Origin of the sequence: Streptomyces sp. AB3(2024), assembly GCF_041862025.1 — a bacterium.
Classification (GTDB): domain Bacteria; phylum Actinomycetota; class Actinomycetes; order Streptomycetales; family Streptomycetaceae; genus Streptomyces.
This window is the reverse complement of the sequence record NZ_JBGWAB010000003.1, coordinates 34,716-47,509: the sequence shown is the minus strand read 5'-3', so window position 1 is coordinate 47,509 and position 12,794 is coordinate 34,716. Positions and strand designations below refer to the sequence as shown.

Annotated in this window: 14 protein-coding genes and 1 pseudogene; 8 read left to right on the top strand and 7 right to left on the bottom strand. The window is 73.5% G+C overall.

The features are described from left to right. Position 1: 1 nt before the first annotated feature. Positions 2–667, bottom strand: a complete 666-nt coding sequence (locus tag ACEPPI_RS01945) for a LysE family transporter (protein WP_373913497.1) — start codon at positions 665–667, stop codon at positions 2–4. A gap of 70 nt (positions 668–737) precedes the next feature. On the opposite strand from ACEPPI_RS01945, the gene ACEPPI_RS01940 reads away from it, so the two are divergent. Next, positions 738–1,178: an Lrp/AsnC family transcriptional regulator gene (locus ACEPPI_RS01940; RefSeq protein WP_371678652.1), complete on the top strand. Its 441-nt coding sequence runs from the start codon at positions 738–740 to the stop codon at positions 1,176–1,178. Between the two features lie 209 nt (positions 1,179–1,387). Continuing rightward, a complete protein-coding gene (locus ACEPPI_RS01935) occupies positions 1,388–2,512 on the top strand; it encodes a CorA family divalent cation transporter (RefSeq protein ID WP_373913496.1) in 1,125 nt (374 codons plus the stop codon). On the opposite strand, the gene ACEPPI_RS01930 is transcribed toward ACEPPI_RS01935, so the two are convergent. Both ACEPPI_RS01930 and ACEPPI_RS01925 read right to left on the bottom strand, forming a co-directional pair. After that, positions 2,509–4,125: a GAF domain-containing protein gene (locus tag ACEPPI_RS01930; protein ID WP_373913495.1), complete on the bottom strand. Its 1,617-nt coding sequence runs from the start codon at positions 4,123–4,125 to the stop codon at positions 2,509–2,511. The two genes, ACEPPI_RS01935 and ACEPPI_RS01930, sit on opposite strands and share 4 nt — an antisense overlap. Continuing rightward, entirely contained in the window at positions 4,122–5,159 is a 1,038-nt protein-coding gene (locus ACEPPI_RS01925; protein WP_356210634.1) for a rod shape-determining protein, read from the bottom strand. The genes ACEPPI_RS01930 and ACEPPI_RS01925 overlap by 4 nt, the downstream gene beginning before the upstream one ends. A 221-nt stretch (positions 5,160–5,380) precedes the next feature. Here ACEPPI_RS01925 and ACEPPI_RS01920 point away from each other — a divergent pair, with 221 nt between their 5' ends. Further along, positions 5,381–6,079 (top strand): esterase/lipase family protein, encoded by a 699-nt coding sequence (locus ACEPPI_RS01920; RefSeq protein ID WP_373913494.1) that lies wholly within the window; start codon positions 5,381–5,383, stop codon positions 6,077–6,079. Between the two features lie 46 nt (positions 6,080–6,125). Here the strand turns inward: ACEPPI_RS01920 and ACEPPI_RS01915 are convergent, their stop codons facing one another. Beyond that, a complete protein-coding gene (locus ACEPPI_RS01915; protein WP_373913493.1) occupies positions 6,126–6,719 on the bottom strand; it encodes a hypothetical protein in 594 nt (197 codons plus the stop codon). A 78-nt stretch (positions 6,720–6,797) separates the two neighbouring features. Between ACEPPI_RS01915 and ACEPPI_RS01910 the strand changes: the two genes are divergently transcribed. Beyond that, the gene (locus ACEPPI_RS01910; RefSeq protein WP_373913492.1) at positions 6,798–7,514 is read left to right on the top strand and encodes a hypothetical protein; all 717 of its coding nucleotides are present in this window, start codon (positions 6,798–6,800) and stop codon (positions 7,512–7,514) included. Between the two features lie 41 nt (positions 7,515–7,555). Here ACEPPI_RS01910 and ACEPPI_RS01905 read toward each other — a convergent pair whose 3' ends face one another. Beyond that, positions 7,556–7,978, bottom strand: a complete 423-nt coding sequence (locus ACEPPI_RS01905; protein ID WP_356210624.1) for a MarR family transcriptional regulator — start codon at positions 7,976–7,978, stop codon at positions 7,556–7,558. A 108-nt stretch (positions 7,979–8,086) separates the two neighbouring features. Here ACEPPI_RS01905 and ACEPPI_RS01900 point away from each other — a divergent pair, with 108 nt between their 5' ends. The 3 genes and pseudogenes from ACEPPI_RS01900 to ACEPPI_RS01890 all read left to right on the top strand — a co-directional run. After that, positions 8,087–9,109 carry an NADP-dependent oxidoreductase gene (locus ACEPPI_RS01900; protein ID WP_373913491.1) on the top strand — a complete coding sequence of 341 codons (1,023 nt, stop codon included), beginning with the start codon at positions 8,087–8,089 and terminating at the stop codon, positions 9,107–9,109. 64 nt (positions 9,110–9,173) lie between these two features. Then, positions 9,174–9,599, top strand: coding sequence for an organic hydroperoxide resistance protein (locus tag ACEPPI_RS01895; protein ID WP_356210619.1), 426 nt, complete (start codon positions 9,174–9,176; stop codon positions 9,597–9,599). Between the two features lie 86 nt (positions 9,600–9,685). Continuing rightward, positions 9,686–10,492: pseudogene (locus tag ACEPPI_RS01890) on the top strand (EI24 domain-containing protein); the annotation flags it as partial. A gap of 239 nt (positions 10,493–10,731) precedes the next feature. Here ACEPPI_RS01890 and ACEPPI_RS01885 read toward each other — a convergent pair. Next, a complete protein-coding gene (locus ACEPPI_RS01885; RefSeq protein WP_373913490.1) occupies positions 10,732–11,631 on the bottom strand; it encodes an NAD(P)-dependent oxidoreductase in 900 nt (299 codons plus the stop codon). A gap of 96 nt (positions 11,632–11,727) precedes the next feature. Here ACEPPI_RS01885 and ACEPPI_RS01880 point away from each other — a divergent pair, with 96 nt between their 5' ends. Continuing rightward, on the top strand, positions 11,728–12,087 hold the full coding sequence (locus ACEPPI_RS01880) for a winged helix-turn-helix transcriptional regulator (RefSeq protein WP_373913489.1): 360 nt from the start codon (positions 11,728–11,730) through the stop codon (positions 12,085–12,087). Here ACEPPI_RS01880 and ACEPPI_RS01875 read toward each other — a convergent pair. Next, complete coding sequence (locus ACEPPI_RS01875; RefSeq protein WP_373913488.1) at positions 12,074–12,790, bottom strand: carbon-nitrogen hydrolase family protein; 717 nt, start codon at positions 12,788–12,790, stop codon at positions 12,074–12,076. The two genes, ACEPPI_RS01880 and ACEPPI_RS01875, sit on opposite strands and share 14 nt — an antisense overlap. Positions 12,791–12,794: the final 4 nt, after the last annotated feature.

Genomic DNA, 12,794 nt, shown 5'->3' with positions numbered 1-12,794 from the left:
GTCATGTCAGGTCAGGCAGGGGGAAGGCGATCTTCAGGGCGTAGGCCGCGACGAGGCCGTATCCGAGGCGGAAGGTCCAGGCGCGGGCGGCGGGGGAGACCCTGCGGCCGGCGAAGGCGCCGAGGGCGACGAGGGTCTGCTGCCACAGGAGGGAGGCGGCGGCGACGCCGACGAGGAAGGCGCCGGCGGTGGCGGGGGTGGTGAGGGCGGAGGCCTGGGCGGTGGTGAGGGCGGCGAAGTAGAGGGCGGTGGTGGGGTTCACGGCGGTGAGGCCGACGTACCGGCCGAACGCCCTGACGGCGCCGGCCCCGGCGCCGCCTCCCGGGTCCCGGGCCTCGTGCGGTGGGGGCGGGGCCGAAGGGGCGGCGGGGGCTGGACGGGCGGAACGGTGGAGGGCGTGGACGGCGATGGACAGGAGGACCGCGGCCGCGACGAGGCGGATCCAGGCCTCGACGGGCGAGACCCGGGAGGCCACCCACGGTCCCACCGCGGTGGCCAGGGCCGCGTAGCCCAGGTCGACCGCCGCGATGCCCGCCGCCGCGGCCACCGCCGTGCGGCGGTGGCGCATCGCCTCCTGGAGCAGCAGCACGCTCATCGCGCCCATCGGCATCGCCACGCCCAGGCCCGCGACCGCGCCCGACAGGGCGGGGGAGAAGAGTTCGCTCATGGAGGGGAGGGTGGGGTGCGGGGGCACCCGGTGGGCGGCCCATATCGGCTCCGGCTGCGAGAATCGCGGTATGGACCGCCTCGACAGGGAAATCCTCGGCATCCTGCAGCAGGATGCGCGGATCTCGTACCGCGACCTCGGCGTCCGCGTCGGGCTCAGTGCCAACGCCACCGCCGACCGGGTGCGCCGGATGCGGCGGGACGGGGTGATCCGCGGGTTCACCGTCATCGTGGATCCGGCCGCCGACACCCGGGGCGGGCTCGTGGTCTTCATCGACCTCGTCCTGCGGCAGGACACGACCAACGAGGAGTTCGAGCAGCGGGTCGCCACCCTCGCGGGGATCACCGAGGTGGTGCACGTGACGGGGGAGTACGACTACCTCGTGCGGGCGCGGGCCGCGGACCCCGCCGCGCTCGACGCGCTGCTGCGCCGGCTCAAGCGGGAGGCCGGGGTGGCGCAGTCCAGTACCCGGATCGCGTTGAGGGCCGCCACGAGGCATCCGGCCGGGTGATGACCCGGCCGGGTGATGTCGCCGGGATGTCCGCGACCCGGAGGTCAGGACCGTCGCCCCGCCCGGTTCGGGCGGTAGCGTGCCGGTGGACGCCGGACGTCCGGGGCGGGGAGTCCCGCGCCCGCGTCCGGGGAGCGGGGGGACGGCAAGCGGGGAGCCGGGGCGTACCCGCCTGCCCGGCGGCGCACTGTCATCCTCGGTGAGGGGCGATGATCGTATCGGTGGTGTCGATGCCGGAGGGCGTCGTCACGCGCACGGACCTGTCCGCAGCCCGGGAGCGGCTCGCGGTTTCCGACTTCGTGATCGTGGACATCGACCTGGGCGAGGAGCCCGAGCCCGAGGAGGAGCCCGGGCCCGAGGAGGAGCCCGGGCCCGAGGAGGAGCCCGGGCCCGAGGAGGGGCCCGCGCCCGAGGAGGAGCCGCTCTTCCGCGGGCTCGGACTGGACGACGAGGCCTGGGAGTGGCTCGGCAGACCGCAGGAACCCGTGCGGGTCGAGTACCGCGAGGGCACCGTCGGGTGTGTCGTGCCGGTGGTCGACGGCAGCCGGATCGTCCACGTCCACCTGCTCGCCAGCGAGAACCATCTCGTCACGGTGCACCACGGGCCCGTCGAGGTGATCGAGACCTTCGTCGAACGGTTGCCGCACGACAGGCCCGCAGACTCGGCGGCCACGGTGTTCCTCTTCCTGCACGGCGTACTGGAGGGGTTCCGCCGGGCCGCCTCCCAGGCCCTGCTGGAGGTCGAGGACGTCGAGGAGGCGATGTTCGAGCAGTGGGAGCCGCAGGACGTCCACCGCCTGGCCCAGGTGCGTCGGCGCGCGGCCCAGCTGTACCGTGCGTTCCGTCCCTACGCCGCGGTCGCGCAGGAGTTCCTCGCGCGTCGCGGGTTGGCGCACCGCGAGATCCCGGAGGAGCGGCGGGTGTTGCACCGCCTGCACGAGAGCACCGTGCGGCTGGTGGTGCTGGAGATCGAGTCCCTGCGGGACGAGACCCGGCGGGCCGCCGACAGTTACGCCTCCCTCGTCGCCGACCGGCAGAACCTCGTGATCAACCGACTCGCCATCGTCTCAGTGATCTTCCTGCCGCTCTCGTTCCTGACCGGCTTCTTCGGCATGAACTTCGGCTTCATGAGCAGCCTCATGGCGAGCGAGAAGGCCTTCCTCGCGCTCGGCATCGGCATGCAGGTGTGCGCCCTGGTGGTGGCCCTCTACTTCGTGCTGTACCGCACGCACTGGCGCCAGCTCCGGGGAGGCGAGCCGGACGACGGCGGCGACCGCCGTAGGCGTCGCCGGCTGCTGCGGGCCGGGCGCCGCCCCGACGGCGGAGGGTCCTAGAGCGCCGACTCCCACCGCCGCGTCGTCCCCCGTGCCCCCGCCTCCGTACGGCCGTCGTCCGTGACCGTCAGGCGGACCCGGGTCCGGGTCGCGTCCACCCGGACCTGGATGGAGGTGACCCCCGAGCGCCGGTGGGCCGCGGCCAGGGCGCCGCGCAGGGCGGAGAGCAGGTCGTCCGCCACCGGATCCGGGACCAGCGCGTCCACCGCCCCCGTGAAGTGCACCGACGGCTGGAAGCCCAGGGGCACCGCCGCCCCGCCGGTCTCGCGCAGGACCCGGCCCCGGAAGGTCGCGGGGGCGTCGCTCGGGGGCTGCTGGAGGGCGAAGATGGCCGTGCGGACCTCCTGGATGGTGGAGTCCAGTTCGTCCACGGCCCGGCTCAGTTCCTCCCCGACCGTGTCCCCCGACGGGGCGTTGGAGGAGCGCCGCCGGGTGCTCTCCAGCATCATCTCCGTGGCGAACAGCCGCTGAACCACCAGGTCGTGGAGGTCGCGTGCGATCCGGTCCCGGTCCTCGTACACCGCGAGCTGTTCGCGGTCGTGCTGGGCGTCGGCCAGGACCAGGGCCAGCGCCGCCTGCGAGGCGAACTGCGAGGCCAGCAGCCGGTCCACCGCGTCGTACGCCGGCCCGCCCCGGGCCCGCGGCAGGGCGAGGGTGCCGATCAGCTGGCCGCCGCTCTGGAGCGGCAGCATCATGCTGGGGCCGAAGCGTTCCCGTACGTGGGTGGTCATCCGGGGATCGGTCGCGGAGTCCTCGATGAAGACCGGCTCCCCGCCCAGGAGCTGCTCCAGCACCGCCGATCCGGGGGCGATGGCCGTGCCGACCAGGTCGCCGGGGTCCCCGTGCGTGGAGGCGGCGACGATCTCCATGCCGCCCTCCGGGGTCGGCTGGAGCACCACCCCGGCCGCGGCGTCCGCGAGCAGCCGGGCGCGTTCGGCCACGCACATCAGGGCGTCGGCCGCCGGACGCCCCGCCAGCAGGGTGGTGGTCACGGCCGCGGCGCCCTCGATCCAGCGCTCCCGGCGGCGGGCGGTCTCGTAGAGGCGGGCGTTGCCGATCGCTATGCCCGCCTGTGAGGCCAGGACCCGGACCAGCGCGAGGTCCTCCTCGGTGAAGGAGCCGCCGCCGGCCTTCTCGGTGACGCAGAGGTTGCCGAACACCTCGGTGTGCACCCGGATGGGCACGCCGAGGAAGCTGCGCATGGGCGGGTGGCCGGCCGGGAAGCCGGCCGAGCGGGGGTCCTTCGTCAGGTCGTCCAGCATCAGCGGCCGCGGGTCGTCGACGAGCGCGCCGAGCACGCCGGCGCGCCCGTCGGGCAGGCGGGCGACGGCGTCCCGTTCGGCCTCGCTCATCCCGGTGGTGAACAGCCGGGTCAGCCGGAGGCGCTCGGGGTCGACGACCCCGAGCGCGCCGTACCGTGCCGCGCACAGTTCGGCGGCGGACTCCACGATGTGCTGGAGGGTGGTCCGCAGCTCCAGCTCGGAACCGACGTTGAGGACCGCCTCCAGGAGCACGGGCAGGCTGGACGGCTCGTCCGGTGCCGGTGCCGGTGTTGGCGTTGCCGCCGGTGTCGCGGCCGGCCGGGGTTCCGGATTCTGTGGGTCCGGCGTCATTCGGACAGCGGGTTGAGGACCATGGGAGCGATCTTTCCTTCGAGCATCGCGCCGAGACCCATCACGGCGCACACGTCGGGCCGTTCCGCGATGGCCACGGGCATTCCGGTCGCGTCCCGCAGCATCTGGTCCAGGCCCGGCAGCAGGGCGCTGCCTCCCACCATCATGATCCCCCGGTCCGTCAGGTCCGCGACCAGGTCGGGCGGGCACTCCCGGAGGATCTTGCCGATGCCGTCCAGGACGGCGGTCAGGGGGGTGTGGATGGCGTCCCGGACGGCGGCGGTGTCCACGTGGACGGAGCGGGCGAGTCCGGTGGCCACGTCGCGGCCGTGGATGAGGGTGGAGGCCGGGCCCTCGGCGGTGATGCCGTTGCCGTGCAGGGCCAGTTGCAGGGGGCGCACCGCCTGGCTCGGCAGCATCAGCGCGTGCGCGTGCCGCAGGTGCTGGACCACGGCGTGGTCGATGGCCTCGCCGCCGACGGGGATCCGCTCGGCGGTGACGATCGAGCCGAGGGAGAGGACCGCCACCTGGGTGGCCGCCGCCCCGCACACCATGATCATCGTCGCGGTCGGCTGCTCCACGGGCAGGCCGCAGCCGACGGCCGCCGCGATCAGGGTGTCGACCAGTTCGACGCGGCGGGCGCCGAGTCCGACGAGGGTCTCGACGGTCGCCCGCTGGGCGAGCGGATCGGCGTCGTGCGGGGTGCAGGCGGCGGCCCGCAGCCGGGGCTTGCGGCGCAGGGCGCGCCGCAGCTTCTCGCCGAGGAGGTGACGCAGCATCCGCTGGGCCATCTCGATGTCGACGACGGTGCCGCCTGAGACGGGCCGTACGACCCGGATGTAGTCGGGCGTGCGGCCCGTCATCCGCTCGGCGAAGGAGCCGACGGCGATGAGCGCGCCGGTCCGCGTGTTCACCGCGGCGACGCTGGGCTCGTCGACGACCAGTCCGGCTCCCTTGACGTAGACGCGGGTCCTGGCTGCCCCCAGGTCGACGGCGACGTGGCAGCGGCGCAACTGCTCAAGACTGACGGTCACGGCAGATCCTCCCGAGTGCGCTGACGCAAGAAGACCGGCGGTTGCCGGTCGCAATTCATATCTTCTCGGGTAAATGGGTCAACCCGCCCGTTGAAATGCTCCGGGTGGGGTGGGGCGCATGCGTCCCGGGGTGCTGCACGAGGGTGGATTTCTGTACCGACAGGCACCACCATGCGCGCACCGCCCGCGCTACCGACGCGTAACAAGGTAAAGGGGACCCGATGCTGACGACCCGCCAGGCGATCTCGGCCCTTCCGGCCCTGTGTCTCGCCCTCCTCGCCCCCGTTCCGGCCCACGCGCAGGACGCCCCGGCCGTCCGGGCCGCGCCGCGCGTTCCGGTGGTCTTCGTCCACGGCTACAACGCCGACCCCGGCGTCTGGGGCGCCCTGCGCGAGGACCTGCGCGCCGACGGGTACGCGGACTCGGAGCTCTTCTCCTGGGGTTACGACACCCACCGGTCGGTCAACGAGGTGCTCTCCGGACGGCTCGCCGCCTACGTCGACCAGGTCCGCCGGCAGACCGGCGCCGCCCGGGTGGACCTCGTCGGCCACTCCTTCGGGTCGCTCGTCAGCCGCTGGTACGTCAAGTTCGGGGGCGGAACCGCGGCCGTGGACCACTGGGTCTCCCTCGCCGGCCCCAACCACGGCACCTCCACCGCCTGGGCGTGCGCCCTGTGGGACCAGGCGTGCCGGGACATGACCCCCGGGTCGTACGTGGTGAAGAACCTGGCCTTGGGGGACGAGACCCCGGGCGCGGTGAAGTACGCGACGTTCTGGTCGGCGTGCGACGAGGTGGTCAACCCGGACGACAGCGTCCCGCTCACCGGGGCGCTCAACACGCCGGTCGGCTGCCTGAAGCACAACGACCTGCTCGGCGACGGGGCCACCTCGGCCGGCGTCCGGGCCTTCCTCGCTTCCTAGGTCCTGCGGTCCGTGGTCCTGTGGCCCTGCGGCAGGCCGGGTCCGGTCAGGCCGCCGGCCCTTCGGGCCGTGCCGCGTCCCCGGGCTGTACCCGCTGGAGCAGGCCGTACGTGAACTCCGCGACCAGCGCCCGCCCGGACGCGGTGAACGCCAGGCGCCAGCGGGTCGGCGCGGTGCCCTCCATCGGCCGGGCCGGGGGGAAGGCCCGCGCCACCTCGTCCACCGTCGCCGACCAGGGCCGCAGGTCCTCGGCCGCCGTGAGGAGGGGCCCCGGTGCGCCCGGGGCCCGGACCAGCCACTCGTTCCACACCGCCCCGTCCGGCGCGGCCAGCACCTCGAAGCGCAGCCGCGGCCAGAGCGGCACCGGCCACAGCAGCGCCTCGCACTCCAGGTCCCCGATCCGGCGCCGCTCGGCGGACTCCGGCGGTCCCAGCACCGACCGGTAGCGGGCCAGGGCCCCGCGGGAGCGCGGCGACCGGACCATCGCCTGCCAGCGCCGGTTGGCCTCCCGCTGTTCGGCGAGCGTGGCGCCGAGGCGCAGCCGGGCCTCCTCGGCCAGGTCCGGCTGGAAGTCCGCCATTCGCCGCAGCAGCACCAGCTGGAAGGCGGCGGGACCGAAGGAACCCGGGGTCGCGGTCATGGAGGCAACGATTCCACACAGGATCCTTACGTTCCCGGAATGCAGTTGTTGCCGAGAGCGGCATAGCCTGCGGGCGCCATGAACTACTGCCCCGCCTGTCACAGACACCTCAATGGCGCGCTCGCCTGCGCCGGGTGCGGAACTCCGGCCGAGTACCTGACGGTCGCCCCGTCGCCCGGCCCCGCGGTGCCGCCGGCCCCGCAGCCCGCCCTGGCGGAGGTGTTCGCCGACTCCCTCGTGGTGCTCTCGACGCCGCACGAGGGGCGCGCGGGCACCCGCCGCAAGGCCGTCACCCAGCGCAGACGCCGCCGGACCGTGCTGACGGTCGGCCTCGGGCTGCTGCTGGCGACCGGGGGCTCCATGGCGGTGGCCCGGATCGTGACGGGCGACGAGGGCGTCGACCGGGCCGCCGAGGTGGTGCTGACGGACGTCGGCCCGAAGGATCCGGATCCGCTGCCCAGCCTGGGGGGCGGGCCCGCCGCGCCGTCGGCCCTGCCTTCGGCGAAGGCCGCCGCGGGGGCGGCGAAGCCGGCCGGGGCCGGGGGTGGGCCGAGCGGGTCCGCGCAGCCGTCGGCGGGAGCGAGCGCCTCCGCCTCCGGGACGGCGGGGCCGTCGCAGGGTGCTCCCGGCGACGGGGTGTCCGTACGGCCGTCGACGTCGGGCCGGCCCGGACCCGGTCCCACCGGCACGGCGAAGCCCGGGAAGACCCGGAAGCCGTCCGCGCCGCCCCCCGCGCCGACGCCCACGCCGAAGCCGACCAAGAGCTGCGTGTTCTGGTTCTTCGGCTGCTCCTGACGCGGGCCGCGGGCCCGGCGCCGCTTTGACGGCAGGGCCTCCTACGCCAGCATCCGCCTGAGCAGGTCCCGCAGGGCCGTGCGCTCCTCGGCGGAGAGCCCGGCGAGCGGTTCGCGCGCGAAGTCCAGGGACTCGCGCAGCCGCTCCGCGGTCTGGAGCCCCTCATCGGTGGGAGCGGCCAGCTTCACCCGGCGGTCGGCCGGGTCCGGGCGGCGTTCGACCAGTCCGCGGGTCTCCAGCCGGTCGACGATGCCGGTCACGTTCGAGGGCTCGCAGCGCAGCTTCTGTGCGATGCGGCGCATGGGGAGCGGCTCCAGGGACAGCAGCGTGAGCACCCTGGCCTGGGCGCCGGTGAGCTGGTGGCTGGCGGCCGCGTCCTCGTATTCCGTGTGGTAGCGGGCCACGACGTCGCCGATGAGCTCGACGACCTCGACGGTCACTGGGTCTGCGCGACGACTGGGCATGGATCCAGCGTACCCATTTACTTGACAACATGAAATATCCAGGAGCATGGTTGTTTCACGTTCTGAAGTATTCCTTCGTCCAGCACGGCTTCCCCCCAGGAGTTCCGCATGTCTCAGATCCCCGCCGTCAGCCGCGAGTGGCACCTCGTCCGCCGTCCGCAGGGGTGGCCGGTCGCCGAGGACTTCGCCCTGCGCGAGGCGCCCGTCTCCGCCGAGCCCGCCCCCGGCCGGATCCTGGTCCGCAACCTCCACATGTCCGTGGACCCGTACATGCGCGGCCGGATGAACGACACCAAGTCCTACATCCCGCCCTTCCGGCTCGACGAGCCGATGGAGGGCGGCGCGGTCGGCGAGGTCGTCGCCTCCGCCGCCGAGGGCTTCGCGGTGGGCGACCACGTCCTGCACGGCCTGGGCTGGCGCGAGTACGCCGACCTCGACGCGAAGCACGCCGTCAAGGTCGACGCCTCCCTCGCCCCGCTCTCCGCCTACCTCGGCGTCCTCGGCATGCCGGGCCTGACCGCCTACGCCGGCCTCTTCGAGGTGGACTCCTTCAAGGAGGGCGACGCCGTCTTCGTCTCGGGCGCGGCGGGTGCCGTCGGCAGCCTCGTCGGCCAGTTCGCGAAGATCAAGGGCGCCTCCCGGGTGATCGGCTCCGCCGGCTCGGACGAGAAGGTGACGCTGCTCACGCAGAAGTACGGCTTCGACGCCGCCTTCAACTACAAGAGCGGCCCCGTCGCCGAGCAGCTGCGGGCCGCCGCGCCCGAGGGCATCGACGTCTACTTCGACAACGTCGGCGGGGACCACCTGGAAGCCGCCATCTCCGCCCTGAACGTGCACGGCCGCGCCACCCTGTGCGGGGCCATCGCGGGCTACAACGACACCGAGCCCGCCCCCGGCCCGCGCAACCTCATGATGGTGATCGGCAAGCGCCTGCGCCTCCAGGGCATCCTGGTCGGCGACCACTACGGGCTCCAGGAGCAGTTCGTCAAGGACGTGGCCGGATGGCTGGCCTCCGGCGAGCTGCGCTACGACGAGACGGTCGTCGAGGGCGTCGAGAACGCGGCCGACGCCTTCCTCGGAATGCTGCGCGGAGAGAACACCGGAAAGATGATCGTTTCTTTCACCGGTTAGGCTCACTCCACACCGTCGCGATCGTGGGCGCGCATCGCGGCGATTCATCTGGAGGATCCACTTCATGTCCATCACGCAGTCCGACGTCGCGTACACCGCTGTCGCCACCGCCGAGAACGGCCGTGACGGCCGCGTCGCCACCAACGACGGGCAGCTCGACGTCGTCGTGAACCCGCCGAAGGAGCTCGGCGGCAGCGGCGCCGGCACCAACCCGGAGCAGCTGTTCGCCGCCGGCTACAGCGCCTGCTTCCAGGGCGCCCTCAGCGTCGCGGCCCGCAACGAGAACGTCGACGTCGCCGGCTCCACCGTGACCGCCGAGGTCGGCATCGGCAAGAACGACGAGGGCTTCGGCATCATCGTCAAGATCACGGCCTCGATCCCGACCGTCGACGCCGCCACCGCCAAGGACCTGGTCGAGAAGGCCCACCAGATCTGCCCGTACTCCAAGGCGACCCGCGGCAACATCTCGGTCGAGCTGAACGTCGCCTGACCGCACGCCGCGTCCGCGTCCTGACGGACCGGGAGGGGTGGCCCCCCCCCGGGGGGGGTGCGGCCTCCGCCGTTTAAACTGCCCCCATGCGTGATCTTGCGGGGGGATTCCGGTACTTGCTGGCCGGACAGAGATGGGTGTTCCGGAACGGCCGATGGCTGGGCTTCGGCCTGTTGCCGGGCCTGGTCTCGCTGCTGCTCTACGCCGCGGCCCTGACCGGGCTCTTCTACGGCGCCGACGACTTCACCACCTGGGCCACGCCCTTCGCCTCGGACTGGTCCTCGCCCTGGCTCGGGCTCTTCCGCGGCTTCCTGACCGCGCTGGTCGTCTCCCTCGGGCTGTTCCTCACGGTGATCACCTTCACCGCCGTGACCCTGCTCGTCGGCCAGCCCTTCTACGAGTCCCTCTCGGAGCAGGTCGACCGCACCGAGGGCGGCGAGGTCCCCGAGTCGGGGCGCTCGTTCTGGGAAGACCTGTGGATCTCCGCCCGGGACAGCCTGCGGCTGCTGGCGCGGGTGCTGCTCTACGGGATCCTGCTGTTCGCCCTCGGCCTCGTCCCGGTCGTCGGCCAGACCGTCGTCCCGGTGATCGGCTTCCTCGTCTCCGGGTTCTTCCTCACCCAGGAGCTCACCTCCGTCGCCCTCCAGCGGCGCCGCGTCGACCTCGACGAGCAGCTGGCCCTGCTGCGCGGACGGCGTGCGCTGGCGCTCGGCTTCGGGGTGCCGCTGGTGCTGGTGTTCCTGATCCCGCTGGTCGCGGTCTTCCTGATGCCGGGTGCCGTGGCGGGCGCGACCCTGATGGCGCGCGAGCTGACCGGCGAGGACGCGGACCGGGACGGTGAGCGGGACGGCGAGCCGCCCCACTCCGCGCAGGCTCCCGCCCCCGCCTGGAACCCGGCTCCGGGACAGGCACAGGGCTACCCGCAGGCGCAGGCATACCCGCAGCCTCAGGGTTACCCGCAGGCGCAGGCATACCCGCAGCCTCAGGGTTACCCGCAGGCGCAGGCATACCCGCAGCCTCAGGGTTACCCGCAGGCGCAGGCATACCCGCAGCCCCAGGCGTACCCCCAGGCCCCGCCCCCCGGTTTCGGGCCGCCTCCGCACTCGTACCCGTAGGACCGCCCCGGCCGGGGCTACGCGGCGCCGCGCCGCAGCAGGGTGATCGCCCCGACGGTGTCCTCCGCGCCGTGCCGGGTCGGGTCGGCCTCCAGCCGCTCCCGCATCAGGTCCAGGTACGGGGAGATCAGCTCGGTGCTGACCCCCTGGTCCGCGGCGGTGCGCAGGAGGGTGCCGCTCGCCGCGACCTGCATGGCCAGGTTGGACACCACCCCGGTGGTGAAGTCCCGCGAGGTCAGCCGCTCGGCGGCGTTCCCGACGAAGAAGCCCATCGAGCCCAGCCACTCGGACAGCAGCGGGGACAGGTCCCCCGGCGCGATGTCCTCGCCCTCGATCAGGGCGTAGGCGTGCGAGATCCCCGCGAAGAGTCCCGTCATCGCGCTGAGCAGCGCCACGTCGTGCAGGGCCGCGTGGCCGGGATCCTCACCGACGAAACGGGCGGCGGCCGGGGCCTCCAGGACCTCCCGGTGGGCTTCGAAGAGGGCGCGGGAGCCGCTGTAGAAGACGTAGGCGCCGGATCCGGGGGTGTCGATCATCGTCGGGGTGCCCATGATCCCGGCGTCCACGAAGCGGGCGCCGCGCTCCTCGGCCCAGCGGGCCCTGGCCCGGCCCTCGGCGGGGGTGCCGGTGGTGAGGTTGACCAGGTCCTTGCCGGTCAGGTCGACCCCGCCCAGCACCGCCGCGATGCTCGCGTCGTCCAGCAGGCAGAGCACGACGAGACCGTTCGCCGCGACGGCCGCGGCGGGGTCCGCGGCGACCCGGGCGCCGTGCGGGGCCAGGGCCCCGGCCTTGGCGGCAGTGCGGTTCCAGACGGTCACGGGGTGCCCGGCGGTGAGCCAGGCGCGGGCCAGGGCGGTGCCCATGTCGCCGAGTCCGAGGAGGGTGAGCGGACGCTTCGTCACATGTGTGTCGGTCATGCCGTTTAGCCTGGTGGCGGGCGCCGTAGCGCTCAAGTACGCACTTCGGGGTGGGTGGTTACCCCGAGGTGAGCGAGCAGGCGGGAGGGGTGTGGGGTGGCGGTGGCGCGAAGGCCCGGGGCGGACCACTGCGGGATCGCGGCGGCGATGTCCGTGATCGACGGGAAGTGGAAGGTCTCCGTCCTGTGGGAGTTGGAGCGTTCCCCGCGCCGCCGCTTCGGGGAGCTGCGCCGGCTGGTCCCGGGTGTGTCGGAGAAGGTGCTCACCGCGCAGCTGCGCGAACTGGAGGAGGACGGCATCGTCCACCGCGAGGTCTACGACGAGGTCCCGCCGCGCGTGGAGTACTCCCTGACCCCCCTCGGCCAGGAGCTGGGCACCGCCCTGGAGTCGCTGGGGGAGTGGGGCACCAAGCACCTCCTCCCGAACTCCGCCCGATCCGGGATCAGCCGGGCGTGACCTCGACCGTCACCACGCCCCGGGCGTCGGCGCCGGCCTCGGCGAGCAGTTCCCCGCCGGGGGCCCACACCGCCGAGCGGCCGCAGCCCGTCCAGGGGCCCGCCCGGCCGACGTGGTTGGCGAGGACCGTGTACAGGCCGGTCTCCCGCGCGATCCCCGGATAGACGGTGGCCCGCTCGGCGATCCCGTCGCCCGTGCCGTACAGGGAGCTCGCCAGGTGCACCCGGCAGCCGTCGGCGGCCGCGCGGCCGGTCAGTTCGGGGAAGTGGTTGTCGAAGCAGATCCCGAGGGAGAAGCGGATCCCGCCGAGCTCGAAGCGCCCGTCTGCCGTGCCCGCGACGAAGACGGCCTGCTCGTGACGGTAAAGGTGCTGTTTGGCGTACGTTGTCACGTGCGCGCCGTCCGCGTCGTACACCAGGGTCGCGATGGCGGGCCGCGGCCCCCCGGTGCTCAGGGAGACGTTGACGGCGGTCGCGATCCGCGCCGACCGCAGCGCGTCCAGGCGGGGGTCGTCGGGGCCGTCCAGCCACAGGCCCGGGTCCCCGGCCAGCGCCTCCAGCTCGTACCCGGTGAGCGTGAACTCCGGGAAGACCACCAGCCCGGCACCCTCGTCGCGGGCCGCCACGGCCAGCTCGGCGGCCACGGCGGCGTTGGCGGGGACATCGGCGGGGACGCAGCAGAACTGCGCGGCGGCGATCTTCACGTGC

Coding starts and splice junctions, on each gene's coding strand:
- ACEPPI_RS01895 (WP_356210619.1), top strand. CDS start 9,174: ATGTCCATCACGCAGTCCGACGTCGCGTACACCGCTGTCGCCACCGCC.
- ACEPPI_RS01920 (WP_373913494.1), top strand. CDS start 5,381: ATGCTGACGACCCGCCAGGCGATCTCGGCCCTTCCGGCCCTGTGTCTC.
- ACEPPI_RS01910 (WP_373913492.1), top strand. CDS start 6,798: ATGAACTACTGCCCCGCCTGTCACAGACACCTCAATGGCGCGCTCGCC.
- ACEPPI_RS01900 (WP_373913491.1), top strand. CDS start 8,087: ATGTCTCAGATCCCCGCCGTCAGCCGCGAGTGGCACCTCGTCCGCCGT.
- ACEPPI_RS01935 (WP_373913496.1), top strand. CDS start 1,388: ATGATCGTATCGGTGGTGTCGATGCCGGAGGGCGTCGTCACGCGCACG.
- ACEPPI_RS01885 (WP_373913490.1), bottom strand. CDS start 11,631: ATGACCGACACACATGTGACGAAGCGTCCGCTCACCCTCCTCGGACTC.
- ACEPPI_RS01930 (WP_373913495.1), bottom strand. CDS start 4,125: ATGACGCCGGACCCACAGAATCCGGAACCCCGGCCGGCCGCGACACCG.
- ACEPPI_RS01915 (WP_373913493.1), bottom strand. CDS start 6,719: ATGACCGCGACCCCGGGTTCCTTCGGTCCCGCCGCCTTCCAGCTGGTG.
- ACEPPI_RS01945 (WP_373913497.1), bottom strand. CDS start 667: ATGAGCGAACTCTTCTCCCCCGCCCTGTCGGGCGCGGTCGCGGGCCTG.
- ACEPPI_RS01905 (WP_356210624.1), bottom strand. CDS start 7,978: ATGCCCAGTCGTCGCGCAGACCCAGTGACCGTCGAGGTCGTCGAGCTC.
- ACEPPI_RS01940 (WP_371678652.1), top strand. CDS start 738: ATGGACCGCCTCGACAGGGAAATCCTCGGCATCCTGCAGCAGGATGCG.